Below are 25478 nucleotides of genomic sequence, written 5' to 3'. Positions count from 1 at the left end.
CCGCTCGTCAGCTGATGAAGACGGGCGTCACCGTGGTCGCGATGTGGACGTGGCCGTCGTGTACCTGTGTCGGGACCGGGCAGCCGAAGGCGTCGATCGCGGCCGCCGTTGCCGAAGGCCAGGGCAGGGACTGCTCGACCGGGGTGTCGTCCTCGCCGTCGAAGGTGTCGGCCTCGGCCCAGGCGATCCACAGTGGACCGCGCGACGGGCGTTCGACGTAGTAGGCGCCGTCGCGCTGGGAGACCGCCGTGGCGCCGGACAGTTCGCTGGACAGCAGGGTGAAGGTCGACGCGGCGGCGTTGTGGCGGGTCAGCGTGCCGACCGCGTCGTAGTCGAGCAGCGGCAGGCGGCCGAACATCAGGTCCATCATCTGGTAGCGGTCGCTGTATCCGGGGACCTCCGGGGCCAGGTTCCAGTACGCGGTCCGGGTCACGCCGCAGGCCATGGCCTGCACCGTGCGCATCACCAGCTGGCGGCAGGCGATGCGGTCGCGCTTGGCGGACAGGGCGCCGGGGCAGCCCTGCATGAGCATCTGCAGGCGGGGCGGCAGCTCGTCGATGCGGGCATACAGAGCGGCCATGGCGCGGCGCTCCGGGGTGTCCTCGCCCGCGAGCTCGACCAGGTCGGCGGCGTCCGGCGGGAGGGAGGCGAACGCCTCGGCGACGACCGGGTCCAGCTCCGGGAACTCGAACAGGACCGGGCCGGCGTGCTCGCCGGCGAAGACGGGGCGCTCGTAGCCGTGGCGGCGCATCATGTCGCGGGCCTGGGCGACGTAGTCGGGGACGTTCGACGGTTGTCCGTACAGGTGGACGTCGAACACGTCGAAGGCGTCGCGGCCGGTGTCGAGGATCTCGTCGAAGAAGGCGCGGGCGGGTGAGTCCGCGGGGGAGCTCAGCACGTCGTAGCCGCAGCCGCCGAGGATGACCTGCGCCTGCGGGTCGGCCGCGTGCACGGCCGTGTGCAGGGCGCGCAGCTGCGTGACGTACTCGGCGGCGGTGCCGGACCACAACAGGCCCGCGTTGCTCGGCTCGTTGTCGGCTTGGAAGTACCGAATCCGGCCCTTGCAGTGTTCCACGAGCGCGGTGGCGAAGCGCGCGTAGTCGTCGGGGTCCTTCGCCGGTGACGGCGGCAGGAACGTCGCGGGCTGCCGGGTGGCCCACGGCGAGCTCGAGCACACCGTCAGCCAGACCTCGGTGTCGCCGTCGAGCTGGGTCAGCAGCGCGTCGGCGGCGTCCCAGGTGAACCTGCCCGGCTCGGGCTCGAGCTGTGACCAGTAGAGGTAGGCGCGGACGAGGCCGGCGCCGAGCTCGCGGGCCTGCGGGACGAACTCGCCGGGCGGGCCGAACAGGCCGTAGCTCACCCCGCGGACGACGCCCAGCCGGAAAGTATCGTTCATATACTCAGGTGTACCACGTATAGTTGCCGCATGCCACCAGGTACGCCGCCCGTATGGGCGCTGCCCGCCCCGCCCGCCCGGCAGCGCCGGCTCGGGCGCGAGGAGATCGTCGCCGCGGCCGTCGAACTGGCCGACGAGGGCGGTGCGGCGGCGGTGACGATGAAGGCCGTGGCCGCGCGGCTGGGGCCCTATACGCCGATGGCCCTGTACCGGTACGTCCACCACAAGGACGGCCTCGTCGACCTCATGCTCGACGCGGCCGTCGCCGAGGTCGCGCTGCCCGAGCCGGGCGCCGGGTGGCGGGCGGACCTGGCCGCGGTCGCCGAGGGCACGCGGGCGATGATCAAGCGCCATCCCTGGTACGCCGAGCTGGTGCACACCCGGCCCCCGGCCGGCCCGCACACGATGCGCCGGCTCGAGCACATGCTGCGGGTGCTGACCGGCGAGGGGCTGCCGGTGCCCCGCGCGCTCACCTTCGCCGCGCTGCTGGACCGGCACATCGTCGGCAGCGGCGTGCAGGAGGCGCAGGAGGCGCGCTTCGAGCGGCTCGCCGAGCCCGGCGCGTTCGCCACCGTGCACGAGCTGGCGGCGGCCGACGGCGGCGTGCCGCTGCTGACCAGCTGGCTGGCCGCCCCGTCGCCCGGCTCACCCGATGAGCAGTTCGAGCTGGGTTTGCGGATGTTGCTGGACGGTATCGCCGCCCGGCTGCCCTGAACCCGCCCCACCGGCGCCGATCGCGGGCATCCTGGAAGGGTCCGGCCGCACAACGACCCGCAGCGACCGAGGAGGAACCCGATGCACGCAAACGTGGGAGATCGCCTGATCGTCGAGGGCGCACACGTCGGCGACAGCCGGCGGGAGGGCGTCATCACCCAGGTGCGCCACGACGACCACACACCGCCGTACACCGTGCGCTGGCAAGACGGGCACGAAGGGCTGGTCTTCCCCGGCCCCGACGCGCGCATCCTGCCGACGAAATCATCCTGAGGCGCGAGGGCGGCCGGCGCGCCGGCCGCCCCGCCGTGTTCAGACGGTGACGACGACGTTGCCGCGTTTGTGGCCCGTCTCGACGTAGCGCTGCACCGCGTAGGTGCCGATGCTGCCGGCCGCCCCGTTGACCAGCACGCGCTGGCCGGGCCGCACGCCGGCGAGGTCGCGCAGGAAGAACAGTGCCGTGCTGGCGCCGTCGACGGCGGCGACCGCTCAGGGTCAGGCCGGCGCGGCCGAGATGCGGGCCAGGCGCTCCGGCGTCGGCCAGCGCACGTCCCACGCCCAGCCGAGCTTCTCGAAGACCCAGATGAGCCGGGCCGAGATGTCGATCTGCCCGCGCAGCACGCCGTGGCGTGCGGACGTCGGGTCGGCGTGGTGCAGGTTGTGCCAGGACTCGCCCATGCTCAGGATCGCCAGGGGCCAGAAGTTCGCGGAGCGGTCGCGGGCGGCGAACGGGCGCTCGCCGATCATGTGGCAGACCGAGTTCACCGACCAGGTGACGTGGTGCAGGGCGGTGACGCGGACCAGGCCGGCCCAGAAGAACGCGGTCAGCGCGCCCTGCCACGACCAGCTGATGAGCCCGCCGAGCAGGGCCGGGGACAGCAGCGTGACGATGGTCAGCGGGCCGAAGAGCCGGTGGATGATGCGGATGTCGCGATCGGCGAGCAGGTCGGGGGCGAAGCGCTCCTGGTTGGTGAGGTCGCGCTCGAGCACCCAGCCGAGGTGGGCGTGCCAGAAGCCGCGGGCCAGCGCGACCGGGCCGGTGCCGAACAGCCACGGCGAGTGCGGGTCGCCCTCCTTGTCGGCGAAGGCGTGGTGGCGGCGGTGGTCGGCGACCCAGTGCAGGATCGGGCCCTGCACCGCCATGGTGCCGACGACGGCCAGGCCGATGCGCAGCGCGCGGCTGGCCTTGAAGGCGCCGTGGGTGAAGTACCGATGAAAACCGACCGTCGCTCCGAGGCACGTCACGGCGTAGAAGGCGACGGCCAGGATGATGTCCAGCCAGGCCAGCCCCCAGCCCCAGGCGATGGGTACGGCGGCCAGCAGGGCCAGGAACGGGATGATGACGAATGCATAGACCGCGACGTGCGCCGGTATGGGGCGCTTGCGGCCAAGGAGGGGCTTCACCGCCGTGGTCATGCGCCGGACCATAGAGGCCGGTCATGGCTGGCACCCCGCGAGAAGGATGCCAGCCCGGAACCGTCAGATGACGTGATTGGCGACGAAGCGCCCGTCGGGGTCCACCGCGGCCCGGATCTGGCGCAGCCGCTGCCACGCGGCGGCCTCGAACGCGCGGGAGGCGTCGACCCTGGTCTCGGCGAAGTTGAGGTACTCCCGGCCGTTGGAGAACGGCGCCATCGCCTCGGCCACGCGGGCGGTGTCGGCGACCGCGGCCGCGGCGAGCTCGGGCGTGGCGGCGATGCCGCAGGTGAACAATGCGTACGCGGCGTCGAGGCGGGGCAGGGCGCCGTGGCGCGGCGCCGGGCGGCCCAGCGCGCCGCCGAGCTGGCGCAGCTCCGCGGCGACGAGCAGCGAGGTGCCGGAGCCGGGGCCGGCCGCGGCGAGCAGCGCGTCGATCGCGGCGGCGTCCAGGCCGCCGAGCATCGCCGCGCGGCCGATCGCCGGCGTGGGGCCCTCGGGGTCCATGTGCAGGCGGGACAGCGCCGGGGCGGGCACGTCGGCGAACGTGTCCATCTCCGGGCGCAGCGCCCGCAGCGGCGCGAGGACGTCCGGGTCGCCGAGGGCGGCGCCGTCGACGACGAGCAGCTGCCGGTTCTGCAGCATCGCCGGGATCTGCGGCATCGGCGGCACCTGCAGCAGCCGCAGCGCGGTGGTCACGTGGTCGGGCGCGCCTTCGGCCCACTGCGCCCACGCCGGGATGACCCGCTCGGCCTCGCGCCAGTCCCAGACGAGCCAGCCGGCGTGCGCGGTCGCGATCGGGTAGAGGTCGAACTCGACCGCGGTGACGACGCCGAAGTTGCCGCCGCCGCCGCGCAGTGCCCAGAACAGCTCCGTGTTCTGGCCGGCGTCGGCGCGCACCAGCTCGCCGTCGGCGGTGACGAGCTCGACGGCGGTGAGGCTGTTGGTCTGCAGGCCGTGCCGGCGGGCGTACCACCCGATGCCCCCGCCGAGGGAGTAGCCCACGACGCCGACGTCGGGCGAGGAGCCGTGCAGCGCGGCGAGCCCGTGCGGCGCGGCCTGCTCGACCACGTCGATCCACAGGGTGCCGGCCTCGGCCCGGGCGGTGCGCGCCACCGGGTCGACCGTGACGGCGGTCATCGCCGAGGTGCGCAGCAGCACCACGTCGTCGAGTGGCCCGAGCGGGCCGGCGTTGTGGCCGGTGCCCTGCGGCGCGACCCGCAGCCCGGCGGCGGCCGCGGCCCGCACGACCTCGGCGACCTCGCCGGCGTCGGCCGGGTAGGCCACGGCGGCCGGGCGCTGCTGCACGGCCACGTTCCAGGGCATGCGGGCGGTGTCGTAGCCGGGGTCGCCGGGCAGGTGGACGGCGCCGCCGCACAGGCCGCGCAGAGAGTTGGCAATGGTCGTCACGGTGTTCTCCCAGTCTCGATCGCTTCGGAGAACACCGTGCCGCCGCGCGGTTGGGACGCACTTGCGCCGGACCTGAGCGCAACGTGAGCCGACGTGTCAGCTGGCCGTCTGTTTGCGACGGATCGCCACGAGCGTGTCGCGCACCGTGTGCGGGGTGAGGAACAGCGCCTGCGCGATCTCCCGCTCGTCGGCGCCGGACTCGGCCATCGCGAGCATGCGCCGCTCGCCGGTGGTCAGCTGCACCGGCGGCTCGGCGGGCACGTCCTCGCCCCGGGCGGCGAGGGCGGCGGCGATGTCGGAGCGCAGGCCCAGGGCGCCGCACTCCTCGGCGAGCTTCAGCGCCTCCCGCAGCAGGTCCACGGGCTCCTCGACGACCTGGCCGAGGGCGAAGAGCGCGCGGGTGTACTCCAGCCGCGCCTGCGTCCCGCTCAGCATGTCGACGGCCTCGCGCAGCAGCTCGGTGTCGCCGCCGATCTCGCCGGCCACGCGCAACGCCCGCCCGACCGCCCGCGGGCTGCCCCAGTCGCGCATCTCGGCGAGGTCGGCCATCGCCAGCTCCACGGCCTCGCCGGCGCGGCCGAGCGCGGCGAACGCCTGCGCGCGCAGGCAGCGCTCCTCGTACCACTGCGGGTTGCCGGCGCTGACCTCGGCGGGCAGCAGCCGCAGCGCGTCGGCGGGCCGGCCCTCGGCGATGAGCAGGTATGCGTGTGCCTGGTTGACCAGCCGGATCCCGTCGCCGACGCGGGGCCGGTCCAGGTGCGCGTCGACGAACGCGCGCGCCTCGGCGAGCCGGTCCTGCTCGATGAGCACGCGGATGAGGAACGCCTCGCCGTAGGAGATGCCCAGCGCCGGCACCCCGCCCCAGGTGAGGCTCTGCTCGTTGGCCGCGACGAGATGGTGCGCCGCCTCGGGCAGGTCGCCGCGCTGCCAGTCCCGCCAGCCCGACCACAGCTGCCCGGCCAGCACCGTGAACAGCGATCCGCGGGTGTGCCCCTGCGCGATCGAGTCGTCCCAGAGTGCGCCGGCGCCGATGTCGGCGCTCTCCAGGACCACGCCGGCGATGACCCAGAACAGGCCGGGGTCGCCGTCGAGCAGGAAGCCGCCGTCGAGCGCGAAGCGGGCCAGCCGGATCGACTCGTCACGGGACTCGCCACGTGCGAGCAGCTCCCACCCCCGGCACGCGGCGAGCATCCGCGCGCCGATGCCGTCGCCGGCGATCTCGACGTCGAGGTCGCCGGCGACGAACGCGTCGCCGCTGTACATGTACGCCGCGATGCGCTCCAGCGCCGTCATCGCCTGCCGCTCGTCGACGAACTCGGGCGCGAGGCGGGCCGAGGCCCGCCGCGCGAACGCGGGCGCGTTGCCCTCCGGCCCGGCGAAGATCAGCGTGTGGATGAGCATCCGGGAGACCAGCGCGAACGTCGCCGGGTCGGTGCGCGGGTCGTCGTAGGCGGCGCGCAGGTGCGCGATCGCCGCCGGCCCGTCGCTGAGCGTCTCGACCTGCCCGGCGGCCAGCAGCACGGCGGGGCGCAGCTGCGGGTCGGGCGGCTCGGCGAGGGCCCGGCGCAGGTACGCCGCGGCGCCGTCCGGCGCACCCCGGTGCAGCGCGGTGTCGGCCGCCGCCCGCAGCACCTCGACCACCCACGGGTCGCCGCGCTCGGGCATCTGCAGCAGGTGCGCGGCGATCTGCTCGGGCGCGGCGCCGGTGAGGACCCGGGCGGCCCGCTCGTGCTGCAGCTGCCGCTCGCCGGGCGGCAGGTCCTGGTACACGGCGTCGCGCACGAGGGGGTGGACGAAGCCGATCGGGTACTCGTGGCGGACGACTTCGGCCCGCGCGAGCGCGGCGACGGCGAGGGCGGCCTCGGCCTCCTCGACGTCGGCGAGCGCCGCGATGGTCGGCAGGCCCGCCCCGTCGCCGAGCACCGCGATGGCCCGCGCGACGGCGGTGCTGGCGGCCGGCATCCGCCGCAGCCGGAACAGCACCATGCTCGACACGGCCCGCGAGCCGATCGCGGTCACGGTGCCCGCGTGCGCGCCGGTCGGCCGCACGCCGCTGGCCTCGAGGGCCCGCAGCAGCTGGCGCAGCAGCAGCGGGTTGCCGGAGGTGGTGCGGTGGCAGGCGGCGATGAACGGGTCCTCGGCCGCGTCGCCGAGCCCCTCCCGCACCAGGTCGGCGACGCCTTCGGCGCTCAGCGGGCCCGGCCGCACCGCGGTCGTGGCGGGGTCCAGCTGCAGCTCGGCGAGCAGCGCCTCGTCGTCGAACGGCTCGCCCGTGCGCAGTGTGGCGACGACGAGCACGGGCAGCCCTTCGAGGCGCCGCACGAGGTACGCCAGGAACCGCAACGACCCGGTGTCGCACCATTGCAGGTCGTCCACGACGATCGCGAGCGGCCCCGCCGACGCGGCGTTGGCGGTGAGCCAGTACAGCCCGTGCAGCGCCGCGAACGTGTGGTCGCCGCGCGTCTGCCCGTCGTGCGTCAGGTCGAACACCGCGGTCGCGGAGGCGGCCGCGCCGGACAGCAGCCGGTCGCGGGCCGCCGGGTCGGTGAGCAGTGTCTCGAAGAGCTGCCGCGCCGCGCCGAACCCGAACTCCTTCTCCAGCTGGCTGCCGCGCGCCGTGAGTGTGCGCGCCCCGTGCCCGTCGGCGATGCGCCGCGCCTCGGTGAGCAGCCGGCTCTTGCCGATGCCGGCCGGCCCCTCGATCATCACCAGTCGCGCCGTCCCGCCGAACGCGTCGCCCGCGGCCTCCCGCAGCGCCGCAACCTCCCGTTCCCGGTCAACGAGGTGGTCGCGCCCCTTGGCTGCGGTGTCGGGAACGCGCTCGGCGCCCGAAACGGCCGGCGCGGGCGGCCCGGCGGCCGTGTTCAGGGTCGGGGCCTGGGCCAGGACCTCGGCCTCCAGGGCGCGCAACGCCGGGCCGGGGTCGACGCCGAGCTGCTCCGACAGCGTCTGCCGGGCACGGCGCAGCGCGCCGAGCGCGTCGCCCTGGCGATGGGCGCGGTACAGGGCCAGGACGAGCAGCCGCCACCGCTTCTCGCGCAGGGGCTGGTCGGCGACGAGCGCCTCGAGCTCCGGCACGAGCACCGCGGCCTCGCCGAGGGCCAGGCGCGCGGCCAGGACCTCCTCGCGGGCGACCTCGCGCAGCTCGCTCAGGCGCGCGGTCTCGGCCTGCGCCCAGGGCTCGTCGGCGTACTCGGCGTAGGCGGGGCCCTGCCACAGGCGCAGGGCGCCGGTGAGGAGGTCTCGCTGCTCGGCGTAGCGCTGCTGCAGCCGCAACGCACGCTGGACCGTCGCGTCGAAGCGCCAGGCGTCGACGGCCTCGGCGTCCAGGGCGACCGCGTAGCCGGGCGGGCGGCTGGCGATGACGTTGCCGCGGGCGCGGGCGGTGCCGCCGGGCTCGAGGCGGCGGCGCAGGTGGGAGACGTAGGCCTGCAGGGCGCCGGCGGCGTTGGCCGGCGGGCGGTCGCCCCACAAGCAGTCGATGAGGCGGTCGGTGGGCACGATGTCGCCGCGGTTGAGCACGAGCACCGCGAGGACCGCGCGCTGGCGGCGGCCGCCGAGGTCGACGAGGTCGCCGCGCAGGGTGGCGGTCATGTCGCCGAGCACGCTGATCGACAGCTCCACCCGGCACACGCTCCCTGCCCTGGGCGGCGCGCGCCGCCTGAGCGAACACGGTACCGCGCGCGGGGCCTGCAGGGAGACGTCCAAACGGCCGGTGCAGAGGGGCGAAGTTACCACGGCAGCGTGCGCGCTACACGAGCTGAGCCTCGGCCAGGCGGGCCAGGTTCAGCAGCTGCCTGCGCATCATGACGAGGTCGCCGGCGGCCAGCAGCGGGCGGGTGAGCCGCTCGAGCGGGCCGTGCGGCTCGGGCACGTGCAGCTTAGCGACCAGGCGGGAGCGGCCCGGGCCGAGGTCGCGCACGCGGTACGTGATCAGGATGTCGCCGAAGAGCCGCCGCCCGGTGCGGGTGGCCATCCGGAACGTCAGCTGCTCGCCCGGCTCGAAGGCGACCAGGTCGAAGATCGTCATCCAGCGCTGGCCCTCGGCGAGCGCCTCGACGCCGGGGGTCAGCGCGCGCGGGCTGCGGCGGCCGCCGTTGTCGATCCAGTCGTAGCTGTACGGCGCGACGCGCAGCTGGCACAGCCAGCGAAACGCGGTCGGGGCGCCCGCGCGCACGTCGACCGCCCGGAACCAGCCCTCGCGCCCGGGCGCGACCCGGTCCCCGCCGAACTGCAGTTCGTCCTCGCCCGGCAGGGTGCCCCACACTTTTAGAGACATGTCTCTAAAATTAGCACCGCCGTCTCCTCCGCGAGGTCCTCGGCGCGCGCCGGGATCGGCCCGCCGGCGCGCAGGTGCCGGCGCACCAGGGCGGCGGGCAGGTCGACCAGGGCGAGGGTCACCTTGTCGACGTCGCCGCCGAGCGCGCGCACCGCGGCGAACACCCGGGCGTTCATCGCGTCCAGGGCGGCCCGGTCGGCGTCGCTCCAGCGGTCCTGGTCGAAGTCGGCGGCGCCGTACAGCAGGATCCGTGCCTCACCGCGATGTGCTCGGCACCAGGCGACCACGTGGCGGGCGGCGCGCGCCAGCTCACCCTCGGCGAGCGCGGCGAGGAACCCGGCCTGGAAGCGCTGCACGGTCCGCAGCCACAGCGCCGCGGCCAGCGCCGGCCGCCCGGCGAAGCGGTGGTACACCGAGCCGCTCGGCCCGCCGGCCTCACGCGCGACGGCCGCGACGGTGAGCGCCCGCGGCCCGCCCGCCTCGACCAGGCGCACGGCGGCGTCCAGCAGGCTGTCGGTGTCATGGCGCGCGGGTCGTCCCATAGGCGCCAAACCTACGGCCTACGCTTGACGCGGACCCGGCAGAGACGCCGGTCACGTTCCGGAATCGTTGCTGCCCGCTTCGGTTGACTCGTAGTGTCACCGCGGCAGTCCGACGGAGAGGCCAACCAATGTCCAGCGAGACGGTCCTGCAGGAGTCCGACAACCGGCACGCCCCACCGGCGACGGTGGTCATCTTCGGCGCGTCCGGCGACCTGACCCGCCGCAAGCTGATCCCCGCGATCGAGAGCCTCGCCCGGCACAACCGGCTGACCGAGCGCTTCGCGGTCGTGGGCGTGGCCCGCACGCCGATGGACGACGACCAGTTCATCCACAACGTGCTCGGCGACCGCGGCCTGTCCGGCATGCCGCAGCTGGCCGGCGCGGTGCGGTACATCGCCGGCGGCTACGACGACCCCGAGACGTACAAGAACCTCGCCACCCTCCTCGACGAGCTCGACGAGCAGCGCGGCACCTCCGGCAACCGGATCTTCTACCTGTCGACCCCCGCCGAGGCGTTCCCGCTGGTCATCAACGGCCTCGCCGGCGCCGGGCTGCACCAGGCCCGCGAGGGCTCCTTCGCCCGCCTGGTGATCGAGAAGCCGTACGGCCACGACGAGGTCAGCGCCAAGCAGCTCGACCACACCGTCCACGCCGCCTTCGACGAGACCCAGGTCTTCCGCATCGACCACTACCTGGGCAAGGACACCGTCCAGAACGTCCTCGCGCTGCGCTTCGCCAACTCGATCTTCCAGCCGATTTGGAACCGCACCTGGGTCGACCACGTGCAGATCACCGTCGCCGAGACCCTGGGCGTCGGCACCCGCGGCAGCTTCTACGAGCACGCCGGCGCGATGCGCGACATCGTGCAGAACCACGTGCTGCAGGTCCTCGCGCTGGCCCTCATGGAGCCCCCCGCGTCGTTCTCGGCCGAGGCCGTGCGCAACGAGAAGGTGAAGCTGCTGCAGGCCATCCGCCTGCCGCGTGGCCGCGACATCGACGACATCGCCGTGCGCGGCCAGTACACGCGGGGCGGCACCCGCGAGGAGCTCATGGCCGGCTACCGCGAGGAGCCCGGCGTCGACCCGCTGTCGCGCACCGAGACGTACGCGGCGCTGCGCCTCGACGTGGACAACTGGCGCTGGGCGGGCGTGCCCTTCTACGTGCGCACGGGAAAGCGTTTGCCAAGCCGGGTGACCGAGGTCGCCCTGCAGTTCCAGCGCCCACCACACCTGCCGATCCCCGACTCGCAGCTCACCGAACTGCAGCCGGACGCCCTGATCCTGCGCATCCAGCCCGACGAGGGCATCGCGCTGCGCTTCGGCGCGAAGGTCCCCGGCCACTCGTTCCGCGTGCGCTCGGCGAGCATGGACTTCTCCTACGACAAGACGTTCCGCGAGGAGTCCCCGGAGGCCTACGAGCGCCTGCTGCTCGACGCCCTGATCGGCGACACGACCCTGTTCATCCGCTCGGACGAGGTCGAGCAGTGCTGGCGGATCGTCGACCCGATCATCGAGCGCTGGGCCGGGGACACCAGCCCGATCCCGACGTACGAGGCCGCCTCGTGGGGCCCGACGGACGCCAACCGCCTGATCGAGCGCAGCGGCCGCGCCTGGCGCAACACCGTCGCCTGACCTGATCCGCTGGCGAAGCGGCCACCCGGCCGTCCGGGTGGCCCGCTTCGTGCGCACCGGGCTAACTGACCGAAGGCGACGGGTTCGGCGACACCAGCGGCAACCCGGTCGGGCAGGGGTCGGCCGGGTCGAGGTCGTAGCGGGCGGCGGGCCCGCCCAGGTCGTGGAACGCCAGCCGGAAACAGGCGTCGACGTCCGCGGTGCCGAACAGCACCCCGTACGGGGCCCTGGTGTACACGACCAGCGTGAGGTCCGGCGCACGGCCGGCGACCCAGACCCGGACGCTGTCGCAGCAGCGCGGGTGTTGGGTGATGTCCCACAGCGCCGCATCGTCCGGCCCCGACCGCGTCCGCGCGGCCTCGACGACCTGGTCGGCGAACGAGCGCGCGGCCACCGGAAGCTCCTCCCGGGCGCGCCGCTCGGCCCGCTCCTCCCGCTTGGCGCCGTTCCGCATCGCCAGCTGCGGCACGGACACCAACCCGCAGATGCACCCGAAGACCACGAGCACCAAGGCAATCCCCACGATGCCCATGTACTTGTCCCTGTCGACGGCCACACCACTGCGACGCGCGGGGCCGGCCGGACGTTCCACGAGTCCCGGTAGTTGCGCGCCGTCTCGCCGATTGACCGTCGAGGCCCGCTGAGGCGTCAGGGGATCAGGCGGGCGAAGCCGTCCAGGAGGCGCTGCAGGCCGGACTCGAAGGCGACGGTGTCCGGCTCGTCCTCGCCGGACTCGGCGGGGAGGCGGTCCAGGTTCATCGCGCTGCCGCGCACGTAGTTGGCGGCCGTTGCGACCAGGTTGGCGCGGGTCGGGGCCGCCGGGACCACCGGCTCCAGGGCGGCGGCCGCATACTCGGCGTGCGCGGCCTCGTGCGGGCAGAGCTGCGGGCGGCGGAACCACACGGCCTCGGCGAGCCACGGGCGGGCGCGGTACATCTGCCATTGGTGGCGGTACAGGATCTCGAGCTGCGCGCGCCAGTCCCCGGCGGGCCGCTGCGGGGGCGGGTGCTCGGCAAAGGCGGCGTCGGCCATCAGGGTCAGCAGGTGGGCTCGGCCCTGCACGTGCTTGGAGATCGTGACGTTCGCGGTGTTGAGGCGTTCGCCGATGCGGCGCATGGACATCGTGGCCAGGCCGTCGGCGTCGGCGATGTCGATGGCGGTGCGCACGACCTGGGCCAGGTACAGCGGGTCGGCGTCCTCCCGGCGGGGTGCGCCGCGCCAGTTCGGCGGCCGCCAGGTCGCGGCGATGGCCGGGGCCCGCTCGGTGATGTACAGGCCGGTGCCGTCCGGTGCCCTCTCGGCGAGGCCGTCCTGGCGCAGCCGCGCCAGGGCGTGGTACACGACGCTGACCGAGACGTCCTGCTCGCGGGCGATGTCCCGGCCGGTCGGGAGCGGGTCGCCGGGGCGCAGCTCGCCGGCGGTGATGCGCCGGCACACGTCGGCGACGATGTTCGCCGCTATCCGCGCCACGCCGCCCTCCCCAACCACCCGGCCGAACGGTTGGAATTCTAACGTCGCGGCGGTGGCGGCGCCGTCGAGTCGCGCACGACCAGGTGGGTGGCGAGCTGGATGTGCGGCGAGTCGGGGGTGCCGCCGTGCGCCAGGGTGTGCAGGGTGCGCAACGCCACCCGGCCCATGTCCGCGATCGGCTGGTGGACCGTGGTGAGCGGGGGCGAGGAGAGCTTGGCCGGCTCGACGTCGTCGAAGCCGACGATCGAGAGGTCCTCGGGGACGCGCCGGCCGAGCTGGCGGGCGGCCTCGAACACGCCGAAGGCGGCGCCGTCGCAGGCGGCGAAGATCGCGGTGGGCGGGTCGGGGCGGGCGAGCAGTTCGCGGGCCATGCGGCAGCCGGCCTCGGCGGTGAAGCCGCCGTGCACGACGAGGGCCGGGTCGGCGTCGATGCCGGCCAGTTCGAGGGCGTTGCGGTACCCGTGCAGGCGCTCCCGCGACGCCGCGATCTGGGCGGGCAGGCCCGCGAAGCCGATGCGGCGGTGACCCAGCGCCACGAGGTGCTCGGTGGCCTGCGTGCCGCCGGCGAAGTTGGTGGACGCCACGCTGGCCAGTCCCGCGCCCATCGGGCCGGTGAGGTCGACCGAGACCAGCGACAGGCCCAGCTCCTCCACGGTGCGGACCTGGCGGGCGGTCAGGGCCAGGGACACCACGAGGACCCCGAGGCGGCGGCGGGCCGCGGTGCGGGTCAGCCAGGCGTCGCTCAGCGGGGTCTCGGCGCCGCCCTCGCGGTCCAGCACGTCGACGACGACCTCCACGCCGAGCTCGCGGGAGGCGGTCAGGATGCCGTTGAGGACCTGCAGGGAGTACATGCTCACCATCGAGTCGAACACGACGTCGACGGCGACGTCGGCATGCGGCTCGCGGGGGCCGGTGCTGGGCACGTAGCCGAGCGCGCTGATCGTCTCCTCGACCTTTTGCCGGGTGCGGGGGTCGACGTTGGGGCGCTTGTTGAGCACCTTCGACGCGGTGGCCTTGGACACCCCGGCGGCGAGCGCGACGTCCTCGAGAGTCACACGCGCGTGCGGGTCGCCCATGCTTCCTCCAGAAACAGTTTCGCGCGTTGACAGCAGCCTAGGTTACCCATAACGTCGATATCAACAGGAAACACCAGGAAAAAGTTTCGGCGACAAGACTCCAGAGGACGCGGATCGTGACGACTGTGACCGAGAGACTCCCGTATCAGGATGCGGCACTGCCGATCGGGGAGCGGGTCGACGATCTCGTCCGCCGGATGAGCCTGGCCGAGAAGGTCGGGCAGATGCTGCAGCTGGACGCGCGGCTCGACCTGGCCGACGCAGTGCTGACCCGCACCGCCGGCTCGCTGCTGCACGCCTCCCCCGCCCGCATCCGCGAGGCGATGGCCATGGTGGAGACGACCCGGCTGCGCATCCCGCTGCTCATGGCCGACGACTGCATCCACGGCCACGCGTTCTGGCCCGGCGCCACGGTGTTCCCGACCCAGCTCGGCATGGCCTGCTCGTGGGACCCGGCGCTGGTCGAGCGCGCCGCGCGGGTCGCCGCGACGGAGATCTCCACCACCGGCCTGCACTGGACGTTCTCGCCGGTGCTGTGCGTGGCCCGCGACCTGCGGTGGGGCCGCGTCGACGAGACGTTCGGCGAGGACCCCTACCTGATCGGGGAGCTCGGGGCGGCCATGATCAAGGGGTACCAGGGCGGGGGTCTCAACGACACCACCGCGGTGCTCGCCACCGCCAAGCACTTCGCCGGCTACTCCGAGACCCAGGGCGGCCGCGACGCCAGCGAGGCCGACCTCACCCCGCGCAAGCTGCGCGCCTGGTTCCTGCCGCCGTTCGAGCGCGCCGTGCAGGCCGGCTGCGCCACCTTCATGCTCGGCTACCAGGCGATCGACGGCGTGCCGGTCACGGCCAACCGCTGGCTGCTCGACGGCGTGCTCAAGCGCGAGTGGGGCTTCCCGGGCACGCTGGTCACCGACTGGGACAACGTCGGGCGGATGGTCTGGGAGCAGCAGGTCTGCGCCGACTACGTCGAGGCCGCCGTCGTGGCCGTCGAGTCCGGCAACGACCTGATCATGACGACGCCCGGGTTCTTCGAGGCGGCGCAGCAGGCCGTCGCGGAGGGCCGCCTCGCCGAGGAGAAGATCGACGACGCGGTGCGCCGCATCCTGCGCCTGAAGTTCGAGCTGGGCCTGTTCGAGAACCCGCGCGCCGCCGACGCCGAGCGTCAGGCCGCCGTCATCGGCTCGGCCCCGCACACCGCCGTCAACCTCGAGCTCACCCGCCGCTCGCTGGTGCTGCTGCGCAACGACGGCACCCTCCCCCTGACCGGCGCCGCCCGCCGCATCGCGGTCGTGGGCCCCAACGCCGACGACGTCCACAACCAGCTCGGCGACTGGGCCGGCGCCTCGGGCCAGGTCGACTGGATGCCCGACGGCCACCCGCGCGAGACCATCACCACGGTCCTCGACGGCCTGCGCGCCCTGGCGCCGGAGGGCTGGGAGGTCACCTACGCCAAGGGCGCCGAGATCGGAAGCCTGCAGCCCGACCCGGCCGGCAGCCACTTCCCCGACGGCCAGCCCCGCCCGCCCCTGTTCCAGGCCGCTGCGGCCGACCCCGCCGCGATCGCCGAGGCTGTGTCGCTGGCCGAGTCCGCCGACGCCGTCGTGTGCGTCCTCGGCGACAACGTGGCGCTGACGGGCGAGGGCAAGTCCACGGCCACCCTCGACCTGCAGGGCGGCCAGTCGGCGCTGCTGGACGCCCTGGTCGCCACCGGCCGCCCGGTCATCGTCGTGCTGGTCCAGGGCAAGCCGTCGACCCTGCCGGCGTCGGCCGAGCGCGCCGCCGCGATCATCGAGGCGTTCAACCCCGGCATGCTGGGCGGCCGCGCGATCGCCGAGCTGCTCCTCGGCCTCATCGAGCCGTCGGGCCGCCTGCCGATCTCCTTCGCCCGCCACGCCGGCCAGCTGCCGGTGTACTACAACCAGCTCCGCGGCCAGCACGGCAACCGCTACGCGGACCTCACGCAGGAGCCGCTGTTCGCGTTCGGCGAGGGCCTGTCGTACTCGACGGTCGAGTACTCGGACCTGCGCCTGGACGAGGACCTGGTCTCCCCCGACGGCGTGATCCGGGCCCGCGTCACGATCGCCAACACGGGCGAGCGGCCGTCTCCGGAGACGATTCAGGTGTACGTCAGCGACACCGTCACCAGCGTCACCTGGGCGGAGCGCGAGCTGAAGACCTTCCGCCAGGTCACGGTCGCCCCCGGCGAGCGGGTGGAGGTCGCACTGGAGCTGCCGGCGTCGGCCTGCTCCCTGGTGTCGTCCGACAACCGCCGCGTCGTCGAGCCGGGGCGCTTCGAGCTGCAGGTCGGCCGCAGCTCCAAGCCCGCCGACCTGCTGCGCGCCCCCTTCGAGATCGCCTGACTCACCACAGGCGCCACACTGCCCATTCGGCATTGCGGTCCCCGGCATACGCGCGAACCCTCACCTCGTCGAGGCGCCCCAGCCCGACGAGCACGTTGTCGAGGTCACTGCGGGCGAAGAAGTCGCCCGGTCCGCGTGCAACCGCAGCTCGTCGAGCAGGCCGCGCTCCGCCGACAGCCTGCGGAAATCGACGTCCGCGCCGTCGGCGTCGGCGTCGCCGCGCTGGGCCACGACCTCGGCGAGGCGCAGCAAGGCGCGCCGGTCGCCCGCCTCGCAGAGCCGGCGCAGCTCGTCCTCGGCCCCTCGCTCGGCGAGCAGGTCGACCAGGCGTTCGAGCGCCGGGCGGTCGCCCGCGCCAGCCCGGGCGCGCAGCTCGTCCGCGTCGCCGCGCTCGACGAGCCACGCCGCCAGCCGCCGGCGCCCCGCAGGGTCGCCTGACGGCACCTACCACGCCGTCGAGATCTCCCGCACCGACTGACCGCCGCATGCAGCCGGGCGGTGCTCGCCGTTAGCGTCCGGCGCCGCTTCCAGCCCCGGAGCCGGGCCGGAGGCGGCGCTGCCGTGCGCTGCCACCTCCCCACCACCCACCTGTCTCGCCGAAGGGAACACGACCATGACCAGCACCAACGAGGGAACCTTCGACGCCGGCAAGCCGATCACCACCGGCGTTGGCGTCACCTTCACGCCCTTCCACGACCCGGCCGCCGGTCGGATCGGATTCCGTGCCCAACGCGACAGCCTGACCGACCTGGTCTACCTGGACCTGCCCGCCGATCCCGGCAACGGTCGGCCGCTGACCGTCGACGCGCACAGCAGCAGATCGTCCTCAGGGCTGGGGCAAATGAGGATGGGTATCCACCGGGCGCCGGCTCGAGCGCGTGCAGGCGACTCCGAAAGGCGCGCTCGGCGACCAGGCGGCCATCTCCAAGTCCACACCGTCAGCGAGGTGTGCAAAGGCCCGCCGGTGTGAATCCGACACGTGGGCGCGCCACCGCAACGACCGACGGCCCGAGGGCCCTTGATGTGGGGACGTGAGGCCCTAGGTTTACGGACGATGCACCCGGAAAGTAACTGCCGTACGTCGCACAGAAGGCTCGACGCGTGAAGCCGACCGCAACCTCCACCGGTCGGCTCGTCGGTGTTGAAGCAGACCAACTTGGCCTACGGAGGATGCGTCATGACGACTATCGAGCTGTATCCGGACGACGTTCACAACCAGCGGACGATCCGCCAGGGTCACCCACCTGACTGGGTCAACCGCGAAGGTGGTGACTATGACCTGGTGGTGCTCGGCGGCGGACCGGGTGGCCTGACAGCCGCCACGACTGCTGCCGCAGGCGGGCACCGCGTCGCTATGACAGAGCAGCGACTGACCGGGGGCACCTGTGTCAACTTCGGCTGCACGCCGAGCAAGGCGCTGATTCGCTCCGCCCGCGCGGTACACGATGCGAGCCGCGGTGCCGAGTTCGGCTTTCGGCTCGACGCACCACCCCAGACTGATTTCGGCTCGGTCATGGATCGGGTCCGCAGGATCCGTTCCATGAGCAGCTCGTTCGATGCGGTCGAGGCGGCCGAGCAAGCGGGGGTGGAGGTCTACCTTGGACATACGCGCTTCACCGCGCCGAATGCCGTGGAGGTCGAGGGCCGGCTGCTGCGATTTCGGAAGGCTGTGATCGCCACCGGATCGGACCCCGTGGTGCCCCCCATCGAGGGACTGCGGACCGGGGAGTACCTGACCAATGAGACCGTCTTCTCATTGACCGAGCTGCCGGCCAGGCTGGTCGTCATCGGCAGCGGCCCGCTGGGATGCGAGCTGGCCCAGGCCTTCCGGCGTCTCGGCAGCGAGGTGGATCTGGTCGGCCACCCCGGGACCCTGCTGCCCCATGATGAGCCGGAGGTCGGTGAGCTGATCCGTCGCCGGTTCGAGCAGGAGGGGATCAGGCTCCATCTGGGGTTCGTGGCAGTGCGGGCGGGCGCCGGCCGCTTGCTGGTGCAGTCCGCCGACGAGACACGCGAGCTGCCCTATGATGCGTTGCTGATAGGCACCGGCCGCAAGGCGAACGTGGAGCACCTGGCCCTGGACGCGGCAGGGGTGCACGTCGCCAGAGACGGCGTGGAGGTAGATGAATACCTGTGCACCAGCAACTCCGACATCTATGCCGCTGGCGATGCAACCTTCCCGCAGAAGTTCACGCACGCGGCCATTGCGACAGCGCGACTCGCTATCGCGAACGCGCTGGATGGAGCGCATCGCCCGGCACGGGACCTCGTCATTCCCCACTGCACCTATACCGATCCCGAGGTGGCCGAGGTGGGCCTGACACCGCGCCGAGCCCGCAACGAAGGTGTCGCCATCGACGCTTACCGGGTTGACCTGGACAAGGTGGAGCGGGCGTTCATCGACGGCGAGGAGGAGGGATTCGGGGTGATCTACACGCGCAGCGGCAGCGGCGAGATCGCAGGAGCGACGCTGGTGGCGGCGCACGCCGGTGAGATGATCAGCGAGCTTACGCTGGCCATCACGAACCGGTTGCCCCTGGAGGCGCTGGCCAACACGGTTCACTGCTACCCGACACAGGCCGAGGTCTTCCAGCGGATCGCACTGCAGGCCGGACCCCAGAAGGTCGCTGTGCCCCACTAGCGCAACGGCCGTGTCGTTCGTTCACGCTTGGCGCATTTGGTTCAGTGGGCGCTCGGCTGTTGCAGAGCCGTTTTGAGGGCATACCGTGCTGTGGTGGGCCCGTACTGGCGAACTCCTGCAGTTCGTCTCCGGACTTGTGGTCGTCCTCGATCTAGTTGGACTCGAGGCTCAGCACGACGCCCGCGTTGGCGAGGGCGCACAGTGGATAGGCGGAAGGTGCGCGCGAGCTCCGCGTGGTCAGTTTCGGTGCGGCTGGGACGGTACACCGGGACAGGGAGCGCGATCGCGACACCCGCGAGGGTCCGGATGCGCACCCGAAGCGAGGAAGGCCGTGTCGGTCGAAATCACGACTCCCCACGGATACTCGTTTCCGGAGCCCCTCAAGATGAGGACGAACAGGAGTGCGGGCATCACCTGGCCCGCGATGGCTGCGGCGACGGCCAGCATCGCGCGAGACCAGCTCGTCAGCTCCCCGATCGCGAACTCGCGGCGTACCTCGGGGCCGACCGTGAAGAACACTCCAGGAAACACAGCCGCGGGTGTACCCGAACGTTTTCGTCCAGGTCCGCGTGGCGGATTCCTTCCCGGAGTGGCAGAGCACGATGGTGGCGTCCAAGTCCAGGACCAGACCAGGGACCGGCTGGCCGGCCGCCGTGCACTCCGGTCGGCCCGTGCCAGTCTCCGATACCTGTGCCCAGGCCAGTTCCGCGCCCGGGCACGGGCGTCACGCAGCCGGGCCAACGCCAGTTCGTCCACATTGGACAAGACCCGCTTCACCTTGGAATTGCCCTGTGGCGGGATGGATAAGACCCTCGACAAGTCCTATCTTCCCGGACCAGAGGGCGCTTTCGTGTTCCCGGCCGCCACCGTCCGGCCGCCTTGGCGAAAGCGCGAGGCTAGCAGTTGAGCCAGGTCGGCCTGGTTGTCGAACTCCTAGACGTGCCCGGGCGGTCGGATCTTGCAGCCGACCTCGGACAACGCCGCGATCGAGTCCTGGTGCGATCTGGATCACCACCACAGAGGTGAACGGCCCCAAGCCCCGGGACAGGACGACCGACTACTCGGCCAACAGGGCCGGCCAGCGACAGCCGACAAGCGTACGGACAGTGATGGACGCCGACGGCCGGCGGGCTTTGTCGGCGGCAAATCAGGGCGGGTGTTCAGCACGTTGAGCCTGGAGTTATGCGATCCGGCAGTGTTTCAGCGGTGCGTTGCCGACCGGGATCGTTGGCCGTCTTGATCTTCGCTGGGGGACGTTGGCTGTGGGGCCTGGTCGTTCTCGTCCGGTGTGACCGTCTCCAGCGCGTCACGTAGGGCGGCGCGTGAGGTGATGCCGAGCTTGGGGAAGATCCGGTGCAGGTGGGCGCCGACGGTGCGGTGGGACAGGAACAGCTGTTGGCCGATCTGTTTGTTGGTCAGGCCGGTGGCGGCCAGCGTGGCGATCTGTCGTTCCTGCGCGGTGAGTGCGGCCGTGCGGGTGTCGGGTCGTGCGGTGGTGGCGATCCCGGTGGCGCGTAGTTCGTTGTGGGCCCGCACTGCCCAGGGTCGGGCACCGAGTCGGTCGAGGGTGTCGATGGCGGCGCGTAGGTGTAGGCGGGCGCGGGTGGTGTCGCGGGTGCGGCGTAGCCATTGTCCGTAGGCGAGGTGGATGCGAGCGTGTTCGAACGGCCACCGATCGGCCTCGGGCAGGGACAGGGCGGTCTCGAACAGTCGGCCGGCTTCGTGGTCGTCGGCGGCCAGGGCTGCGGCCCCGGCGGTGATGAGGGCTCTGCGGGAGGAAATGCGGGCGATGCCGGCCTGTTGGGCGGCGGCGACGTGGGCACGGGCCTGAACTATCTGCCCGGTGCGGATGGCTGCCTCGACCAGGTTCATGACCATCCAACGGCCGGGAGCGCTGGACGGGGGTGTGCCGGGCGGGGTGACCCGGGACGCCTGGGCGTAGGCGTCCTCGTAGTCGCCCTGGGCCAGGGCCGCGATGGTGCGCGCGTACCGGGCGAACGCTTGCGTTACTCCGATGCCGCGTGGCGCCGCCCAGGTGGTGATCTCGTCGGTCAGGGTCAGGGCGAGGTCCACCTTGCCGCGGCCGGCCGCGACGAACGCCAACAGGCACCGAAGCTGCCCCTGGAGAAGGTGGTAGCCATGGGCGGCTGCCAGATCCAGCCCCTCCCGCGCCAGGTTCTCGGCCTCGTCCCACTGCCCGTGTTGATAGGAGTCGCCGCTGAGCAGCAGCAACCCGGAAATGACCATGGCGATCGCACCGCCGTCGCGTTCTCGTTCGATCATGCGCCGGACCAGGTGGCGATAGTCGGACAGGGCGTCCACCCACAGGGCCGCGTAGGCTAGCGGGACGAGCTGCCAGGCTGCCGCGTCGGCGGGCAGGGCGTCGAAAGCGCGGGCGAGGCCCTCCTCCACCGGGCTGGATGCGCGGGCCGGGTCGGTGAACGTGTCGTAGCACAGCCGCAGGGGCGTTACCCCCTCCGGGTCGAGCCGAGCCAGCGCGCTCCCGAGGAGTTCCCACGACTCTGGCCGGTCGCCGTAGATACAAACCAACACCAGCGCGTACAGGGCGTCGGTGTCCCAGTCGCTGTTGGTCTGGTCGGTGTCGGCGCTGTCGTCGAGCGCCCGGGCCAGGAGATGGTGCGCGGCATCGACGTCTCCCTCACCGTGCGCGAGGTAGACCGCCGTGATGCCGTCGATGATCGATCCGGCCGGAGCGACCTGCGCCTGCCGGGCGTCGGCCAACAGCCGGGTCGCCCGGTCCATCGGACCGGTCCTGCTGGCGATGAAGGCAGCCTCGACCAGCCTGCGGGACCGGTCGGCCGGTTGCGGGCTGAGTTCACCGGCGCGCACCAGCGCTGTCACCGCGGCGGACGCGCCGCCGCACCGCGAGGCGGATAGAGCCGCCTCCTCCAGCGCCCGGGCCACCGTTTCGTCTGGCCCGACCGCGGCTTCGGCCAGATGCCACGCCCGGCGACCCGGGTCGCCGACCAGGGTGGCGGCCAGGGCCTGATGCGCCGCTCGGCGTTCACTCGCCGACGATGTCTGCACGATCGCCGAACGAATCAGCGGATGGCGAAACGCCAGGTGGCCCTCGTGTGCATCCGTGCGAATGAGGTTGGCCCGTTGCGCGGGGGCAAGGTCATCGATGTCCGCGCGGCCCTGCGCAGCTGTTCGGATCGTGGCCAGACTCGCATCGGCCTCCAACGCGGCCAGCAGCAACAACTGTCGGGTGGCTGCGGGCAGGGCGTGCATCCCGGCAGCGAAGGCCGCCTCCAACCGCCTGTTCAGAGGCAGGAACGCGGGCAGCGAGTCCAGGGCGCAGCGCTGCCGGTCGGTCAGCGATCCGGGCAGTTCCCGTAGCGCGAGCGGGCTACCAGCGGCCTCATCGAGCAGCCGTTGTCGTACCGTCGGTGCCAGGTCCGGATACCGGATGTCCAGCAGGATGGCCGCCGACTCCTCGGCCAGCGGGCCGATCTCCCGCTCGGGCAGCTGTACCTGGTCGAAGAAGCCGCCGGCACCGGTACGTGCGGCGGCCAGAAACACGACCGGCTCAGCGCCGACGCGACGAGCGGCGAACGCCAGCACGGTTGCGCTGGCGCGGTCGATCCACGGCACGTCGTCGACGATCAGCAGCAGCGGACGTTCGGCGGCGACCTCGTCCAGCAGGGCCAGCACGGCCGTGATGAACAGCGGGTCCGGCGACGGCCCCGGTGCGAGGTCGAAGACCCGGTTGAGGGCGTCGCGATGGTGGCCGGCCAGCCGAACGGCACGTTCGCGCAGCGGGTAGAGCAGCTGGTGCAGTGCGGAGAAGCTGATCTCGGCCTCGAACTCAACGCCGGAGGCGCGTAGCACCTGCATACCGACGGCTGCGGCCCGTGCTGCGGCGGCGTCCAGCAGTGCGGTCTTGCCCACTCCGGGATCGCCGCGCAGCAGCAGGCCGGGGCCGACCCGGCCATGCCCGTCGAGCAGCGAGTCGATCAATTCCAGCTCGGCCGTGCGCCCCACGAGATCGATTACGCACCGTGATGTCGCCAGTTGCCCGGTCTGTTCATCCGTGTCGGAAAGAATCTGATAGATAGGCCAGGAAGAGTCTGCAACGGTCATCGCGTGAGAATCTCCATGTTCTGCGGCCGCCCGTGGCCCTGAGCAGCCAATTCTCTGCCTTCCGGGCGCCTGCTACAGCTTACCCGCGCCTCCGCCGAGCCGACCAGGCCAGCAGTGCGTCATGGAGGGTCCTTATACTCTCCGTAGCCACAAGGGCATGAGCCGCCGCACACAGCAGTCATCAGTTAGCGGATACGGACACGACCACACCGCGCGCTACCGGGCTCCCCGGCGACACGCTCATCTCAAGCAGATCCGGATTCTCGGCGTGGACGGCCCACGTCCTTGTCCGTAAACAGAGCGTCACCCTGAGGGCATTTGATGAGGTGAATTGCGACTGGTGCCGTTCGCGCCCGCCGAGCTTCGCTCCCGGCGCGCCGACCCCGGCGGCGCGGCCAGGGCCAGCGGACACGCCGATGCCCCGACCATCGTCGCCGAGGACGACCGGGGCTACACGCTCGATGGCCACCACGCTGATCAGGCGGCAGGAGATGCGAGCGTGACGAACCTGCGGCCCGGGGCCTAGGGAGTCCGCTCGAACGGAGCCGCCTAGCACAGCGTCCAAGATCAGCAGAAACTCACCAGGCAGCTGTGGCCTCACAGGTTAGGTAGCGCCCGTGTCGGGTTAGGGAAGCCCGTATGAAGAGGACTGGCCCGGGCATTGACGCGATCGTTGACACGGGGATCCCGTCGGCGGTCGACCCCGCCACCGACCTTGCCGCCCACCCCCCCGGCGCCGAACGAACGTGGGGCGATGCGATCTCCCTCACCAGCGAGGTGACGGCCGCCGGTCACGACTTCGGAGTCCTGGTGTGGACGTGCAACCTTCCCAATCTCAACAAGCGGATGCTGACCTTCGCCGTCACCGACGAGACCACCGGCTGGTATAAGGACTACCAGACCGACATCGCCGAGAGCGACTACGCCTGGGGCGCGAGCGGGCTCAACATCAAGATGCCCGGCCTGACCTGGACGGGCAACATTCAGAAGATGTCGGTGAAGACGACCACGCCGTGGGGCTGCCTCGACGTCCATCTTGAGGCCACGGGCCCGGTCATGAAGTACGCCGGTACCGGTACCTACCCATCGTTCGGTGTGCCGATTTGGCAGTTTGACCTCCCGTCCATGCGGACCACCGGCAGCCTGACCGTCCAGGGCCAGACCCACAACGTCTCCGGGGAAAGCTGGATGGCCCGCCAGTGGGGCCGGGTGCCCGCGGAGGACCCATGGATGCGCTGGACCTGGATGACCCTCCGCCTCCCCGGCGGCGACAACGCCGCCATCTGGGACGGCGTCAGCGGCGAGACCGAGAACTGCTGGGTGACGGTCCTGCACCCGGACGGCTCCTACGGACTGGCGGCGGTCAAGCCCCTCGCCGACGGCGCGGACAAGCTCTGGGCCAGCCCCGCCACCGGCAAGGCCTACCCCACCCGCTGGCGCATCGACATCCCGTCGCTGAAGACCCATCTCACCATGCACATCACCAGCACCGAGGCCCGGGAATTCACCGGCGGCCTGGGCCCCCACGTGGAGGCCACGGCCGCCTTCACCGGCGCCTACGAAGGCAGGGAGGTCACCGGCAGGAGCTATGTCCAGATGTACGGCAACTGGCGGCCTCAGCCCACCTCGCCACACCGGTGAGCCGTCTGGCCTCGGACATACCTTCACTGGAGCGTCCAGCCAACAGTCTGCATCAAGGTAGTCAGAGCCTCCGGCGGGCAGGGCCTCCGGCCCTACGACCCGGGAGTGGCCTCCGGCGGCCAGGGCTGCTCGCCCGTGGACCTCGGCAGCCCGGGAACCCGGGGGTGGGCTCCGAGTCCTCCCGTTGCGCACCGGAGGCAGCCATGCCGCACCACCGGGGCGCCAGCGTTCGCATATGTGAAACGGTCCGTCCGTTGTGGCGCCCCGGCGGCACAGCATGACCGGGCAGAGCCTGCGCAACGGGAAGCCTCTCCGGGGCGGAAGTATGTTGCGAGAGCAACCGCCACGGATACCCCACCGGCCCTGTCGTCTGGGAGCAACTTGGGAGCGAACGCGATCCAGAGGACTTCGACACACCTCGGCAGACCGACAGCTACCAGCGTCATGACCAGCCGGTATAGATATCGGTGCTGGCCAAAACGACCCCTGCACTTAACTCGGGACGAAGAGTCCGCCAGTTCACTGCGGCCAGCCCTTCGGGAGAAATCTGGGAGACGATCTTGCCTGAGCCGCTCTGCGACGCCTCGCCAGACCAACGCAGACCAACGCGGTGACCAGGGGTTCTCCGAGCTGGGCCCGGTCCCAGAACCCCTCTGACCATGCTGGGGGTCAAGGGGTCGTGGGTTCATGTAAAGGACTCCGGCGCTTGATCGGCCCGGGGTTCCAGGGTTGCATGAGCATCCCGGCTGGTCCGGTGGGTGGCGTTGAGTTGGGTTCTGGGGGAAAGCCCCG

Annotated in this window: 20 protein-coding genes and 1 pseudogene; 8 read left to right on the top strand and 13 right to left on the bottom strand. The window is 72.1% G+C overall.

The window, feature by feature from the left end; all coding sequences use genetic code 11:
• Positions 1-7: 7 nt before the first annotated feature.
• Entirely contained in the window at positions 8-1396 is a 1389-nt protein-coding gene (locus ABD901_RS49805) for a hypothetical protein (RefSeq protein ID WP_345140238.1), read from the bottom strand.
• Between the two features lie 30 nt (positions 1397-1426).
• On the opposite strand from ABD901_RS49805, the gene ABD901_RS49800 reads away from it, so the two are divergent.
• Together ABD901_RS49800 and ABD901_RS49795 are read left to right on the top strand one after the other, a co-directional pair.
• On the top strand, positions 1427-2110 hold the full coding sequence (locus ABD901_RS49800; protein ID WP_345140235.1) for a TetR/AcrR family transcriptional regulator: 684 nt from the start codon (positions 1427-1429) through the stop codon (positions 2108-2110).
• 81 nt (positions 2111-2191) lie between these two features.
• Positions 2192-2383, top strand: coding sequence for a DUF1918 domain-containing protein (locus ABD901_RS49795; RefSeq protein ID WP_345140232.1), 192 nt, complete (start codon positions 2192-2194; stop codon positions 2381-2383).
• Positions 2384-2473: 90 nt separating this feature from the next.
• Here ABD901_RS49795 and ABD901_RS49790 read toward each other — a convergent pair.
• From ABD901_RS49790 to ABD901_RS49765, 6 genes and pseudogenes are all read right to left on the bottom strand, one after another.
• A pseudogene (locus ABD901_RS49790) lies at positions 2474-2599 on the bottom strand (NAD(P)-dependent alcohol dehydrogenase); the annotation flags it as partial.
• 6 nt (positions 2600-2605) lie between these two features.
• Entirely contained in the window at positions 2606-3526 is a 921-nt protein-coding gene (locus ABD901_RS49785) for an acyl-CoA desaturase (RefSeq protein WP_345140229.1), read from the bottom strand.
• Between the two features lie 63 nt (positions 3527-3589).
• The gene (locus ABD901_RS49780) at positions 3590-4936 is read right to left on the bottom strand and encodes an FAD-binding oxidoreductase (RefSeq protein ID WP_345140226.1); all 1347 of its coding nucleotides are present in this window, start codon (positions 4934-4936) and stop codon (positions 3590-3592) included.
• Positions 4937-5032: 96 nt separating this feature from the next.
• Entirely contained in the window at positions 5033-8560 is a 3528-nt protein-coding gene (locus ABD901_RS49775; RefSeq protein WP_345140223.1) for an ATP-binding protein, read from the bottom strand.
• Positions 8561-8687: 127 nt separating this feature from the next.
• Positions 8688-9215: a hypothetical protein gene (locus tag ABD901_RS49770; RefSeq protein WP_345140220.1), complete on the bottom strand. Its 528-nt coding sequence runs from the start codon at positions 9213-9215 to the stop codon at positions 8688-8690.
• Positions 9206-9757 carry a TetR/AcrR family transcriptional regulator gene (locus ABD901_RS49765; RefSeq protein WP_345140217.1) on the bottom strand — a complete coding sequence of 184 codons (552 nt, stop codon included), beginning with the start codon at positions 9755-9757 and terminating at the stop codon, positions 9206-9208. The genes ABD901_RS49770 and ABD901_RS49765 overlap by 10 nt, the downstream gene beginning before the upstream one ends.
• A gap of 128 nt (positions 9758-9885) precedes the next feature.
• On the opposite strand from ABD901_RS49765, the gene zwf reads away from it, so the two are divergent.
• Positions 9886-11388, top strand: coding sequence for a glucose-6-phosphate dehydrogenase (gene zwf, locus ABD901_RS49760; protein WP_345140214.1), 1503 nt, complete (start codon positions 9886-9888; stop codon positions 11386-11388).
• 61 nt (positions 11389-11449) lie between these two features.
• Here the strand turns inward: zwf and ABD901_RS49755 are convergent, their stop codons facing one another.
• The 3 genes from ABD901_RS49755 to ABD901_RS49745 form a co-directional block, all read right to left on the bottom strand.
• Positions 11450-11920, bottom strand: coding sequence for a hypothetical protein (locus ABD901_RS49755; RefSeq protein ID WP_345140211.1), 471 nt, complete (start codon positions 11918-11920; stop codon positions 11450-11452).
• A gap of 116 nt (positions 11921-12036) precedes the next feature.
• Positions 12037-12858, bottom strand: coding sequence for a GntR family transcriptional regulator (locus tag ABD901_RS49750; RefSeq protein ID WP_345140208.1), 822 nt, complete (start codon positions 12856-12858; stop codon positions 12037-12039).
• A gap of 38 nt (positions 12859-12896) precedes the next feature.
• Complete coding sequence (locus tag ABD901_RS49745; RefSeq protein ID WP_345140204.1) at positions 12897-13934, bottom strand: LacI family DNA-binding transcriptional regulator; 1038 nt, start codon at positions 13932-13934, stop codon at positions 12897-12899.
• Between the two features lie 125 nt (positions 13935-14059).
• Here ABD901_RS49745 and ABD901_RS49740 point away from each other — a divergent pair, with 125 nt between their 5' ends.
• Positions 14060-16300 carry an exo-beta-d-1,3/1,6-glucosidase gene (locus tag ABD901_RS49740; protein WP_345140201.1) on the top strand — a complete coding sequence of 747 codons (2241 nt, stop codon included), beginning with the start codon at positions 14060-14062 and terminating at the stop codon, positions 16298-16300.
• Between the two features lie 60 nt (positions 16301-16360).
• Here ABD901_RS49740 and ABD901_RS49735 read toward each other — a convergent pair whose 3' ends face one another.
• Positions 16361-16744 (bottom strand): hypothetical protein, encoded by a 384-nt coding sequence (locus ABD901_RS49735; protein ID WP_345140199.1) that lies wholly within the window; start codon positions 16742-16744, stop codon positions 16361-16363.
• A 169-nt stretch (positions 16745-16913) separates the two neighbouring features.
• Between ABD901_RS49735 and ABD901_RS49730 the strand changes: the two genes are divergently transcribed.
• A complete protein-coding gene (locus ABD901_RS49730; protein ID WP_345140196.1) occupies positions 16914-17270 on the top strand; it encodes a hypothetical protein in 357 nt (118 codons plus the stop codon).
• A 207-nt stretch (positions 17271-17477) separates the two neighbouring features.
• Positions 17478-18941: an FAD-dependent oxidoreductase gene (locus ABD901_RS49725; protein WP_345140193.1), complete on the top strand. Its 1464-nt coding sequence runs from the start codon at positions 17478-17480 to the stop codon at positions 18939-18941.
• Positions 18942-19178: 237 nt separating this feature from the next.
• Here the strand turns inward: ABD901_RS49725 and ABD901_RS59330 are convergent, their stop codons facing one another.
• On the bottom strand, positions 19179-19460 hold the full coding sequence (locus ABD901_RS59330) for a Na+/H+ antiporter NhaA (RefSeq protein ID WP_425556837.1): 282 nt from the start codon (positions 19458-19460) through the stop codon (positions 19179-19181).
• Between the two features lie 681 nt (positions 19461-20141).
• Positions 20142-22946, bottom strand: a complete 2805-nt coding sequence (locus tag ABD901_RS49715) for an AAA family ATPase (protein WP_345140190.1) — start codon at positions 22944-22946, stop codon at positions 20142-20144.
• A 439-nt stretch (positions 22947-23385) separates the two neighbouring features.
• Here ABD901_RS49715 and ABD901_RS49710 point away from each other — a divergent pair, with 439 nt between their 5' ends.
• Positions 23386-23571, top strand: coding sequence for a hypothetical protein (locus tag ABD901_RS49710; protein WP_345140188.1), 186 nt, complete (start codon positions 23386-23388; stop codon positions 23569-23571).
• A 113-nt stretch (positions 23572-23684) separates the two neighbouring features.
• Positions 23685-24686 (top strand): lipocalin family protein, encoded by a 1002-nt coding sequence (locus ABD901_RS49705; protein ID WP_345140185.1) that lies wholly within the window; start codon positions 23685-23687, stop codon positions 24684-24686.
• Positions 24687-25478 lie beyond the last annotated feature (792 nt).

Origin of the sequence: Dactylosporangium darangshiense (genome assembly GCF_039537565.1) — a bacterium.
In the GTDB taxonomy this organism is placed as follows: domain Bacteria; phylum Actinomycetota; class Actinomycetes; order Mycobacteriales; family Micromonosporaceae; genus Dactylosporangium; species Dactylosporangium darangshiense.
The sequence above is the reverse complement of the archived record's forward strand: the minus strand, read 5'-3'. Positions and strand labels throughout refer to the sequence as shown.